Here is a 1,708-nt window from a genome sequence, read left to right as displayed (position 1 = left end):
CCCTCTCGGCATGCCTCAAGTGTACTACATGCGATGCACGCGGCACAAGTGTTGAGTGTAGTCGCCACCTGCGAGAACGCCCCCGCGCCTGGCGGGCGCGGGGGCGTTTCTGGGCGGCGCTAGTCCATGCCGTACTCGGCCATGACGGTGCTCGGGTCGTCGGGGGCGGCGCCGAAGTTGTCGACGAAGATGTCGGCGAGGGTGGCGTCGGGATTGGCGAGCAGGTGGTCGGTCGCGGACACCATGACGTTGACCAGGCTCCAGGCGAGGCTGTCGCCGTCCTGGTCGAGGTGTTCCTGGATGAGGTCGGCGGCGCGGTTGGCTGCCGTTCCGATCTGGTCGCGGGTGTAGGTCGCGGCCTTTTCGGTGCCCATGTGGAGGCCGTCGGCGCAGGCGTGGCACCGGCCTCCGGCCGATGCGGCGGTGATGATGCTCGCGCAGTCGGTGTAGCGGCGGGCCGGGTGGGTCAGGCGCAGCAGGTCGCCCTCGTAGTGGTGGAGCATCTCGGTGCCGTCTTCGGCGTGCACGAGGCGGATCTGGGCATCCACGTCGCGGCCGTCGATGGTCAGGGCGAACGCTTCGAGGAGCGTTCCGGGCTTGTCGGTCATGGTGGTCCTTCCGGTTGTGCCGGGGGCTTGTCCCTCTCGGCATGCTTCAAGTGTACTACATGCGGTGCATGTGGAACAAGCGTTACGGGTCGGCTTCTTCGGGCTGGACGTGCGACAACGCCCCCGCACCTGGTGGGTGCGGGGGCGTTGTGGGTGGGGTTATTCGGTGTCTGGGGTGAGGGCGTCGGCGATGCGGTGGACGGCGTCGAGGACGCGGACGGCGGTGGCTTTGACCTTGTCGGCCTGTCCCCCGCTCCAGCTGGCGACGTAGCCGACGCTGTAGGTGCTGGTGTCGAGGTCGTGTAGTCCGGCGACGACGTAGGCGACGGATTCGGCTTCGAGCTCGCGGGTGGCCTGGTCGGGCTCGCCGGTGAGCTTGCCCTCGTCGTCGGTGTGCAGGATCGCGTGCGCGGCCTCGTGGATGGCGGTCTTGGCGGCGTGGGCGTCGGATAGGTCGGCGTCGACGACGATGCGGCGGGTTCCGTCGACGGTGCAGTAGCCGTTGACCTCGCCGGGGATCTGCTCGCGGGTGACGGTCCATCCCTGGCCGGTCATCCACTCGCTGATGCGCTCGTAGAGGGCGGCGTGGTCCTCGCCCTGGAGCTGGGCGACGGGGGCGGTGGGCTGCTCGACGCCCTCGATGGGGTCGGTCTGGGAGATGTCGAACACGGACACCACGGGCGGCGGGCACGGGACGGCCTTGCGGGTCTTCTCTCCGGTGGTCTCGTCGGTGTCGGTGACGAGGCGGAACGGCTTGCCGAAGATGCGGATAGCCTTCTCGCCCTTGCGGACCTGGCGCCCCTTGGCCTGCCACGCCTTGAATCCGGCGACCTGGGTGGCGTGGGGGCACTGCACCTGGATCAACAGGGTGTTGTTGAAGCTGTAACGGTGGAAGCTGGCGAGGAAGTCGAGCCAGTTCTGCCACTGGCCGGTCTGGGTGAGGGCTTCGACGGCGGCGCTGAGCTCGTCGTGCATCTGCTCGACCTTGGCGGCGCGGGCCGGTCGGGCGGCGTCGCGCTCGGCGGCGGTGTACTTCTTCGCGGTCTTGGTTGCCATGACCTACTCCTTGCGGTCCTGCCGGGGGCTTGTCCCTCTCGGCA

Annotated in this window: 2 protein-coding genes; both read right to left on the bottom strand. The window is 68.7% G+C overall.

Annotated elements, in window-relative coordinates; genetic code table 11:
* Nucleotides 1-119: 119 nt before the first annotated feature.
* Complete coding sequence (locus tag G6022_RS11435; RefSeq protein WP_182639518.1) at nt 120-608, bottom strand: hypothetical protein; 489 nt, start codon at nt 606-608, stop codon at nt 120-122.
* A 159-nt stretch (nt 609-767) separates the two neighbouring features.
* Nucleotides 768-1,664: an ArdC-like ssDNA-binding domain-containing protein gene (locus G6022_RS11430; protein ID WP_182639517.1), complete on the bottom strand. Its 897-nt coding sequence runs from the start codon at nt 1,662-1,664 to the stop codon at nt 768-770.
* Between the last annotated feature and the right edge of the window lie 44 nt (nt 1,665-1,708).

Origin of the sequence: Dietzia sp. Cai40, from assembly GCF_014145165.1 — a bacterium.
Lineage (GTDB): Bacteria > Actinomycetota > Actinomycetes > Mycobacteriales > Mycobacteriaceae > Dietzia > Dietzia natronolimnaea.
The sequence above is the reverse complement of the archived record's forward strand: the minus strand, read 5'-3'. Positions and strand labels throughout refer to the sequence as shown.

What these genes read in the sequence shown, in the direction of transcription:
- G6022_RS11435 (WP_182639518.1), bottom strand. Translation starts at nt 608, where the DNA reads ATGACCGACAAGCCCGGAACGCTCCTCGAAGCGTTCGCCCTGACCATC.
- G6022_RS11430 (WP_182639517.1), bottom strand. Translation starts at nt 1,664, where the DNA reads ATGGCAACCAAGACCGCGAAGAAGTACACCGCCGCCGAGCGCGACGCC.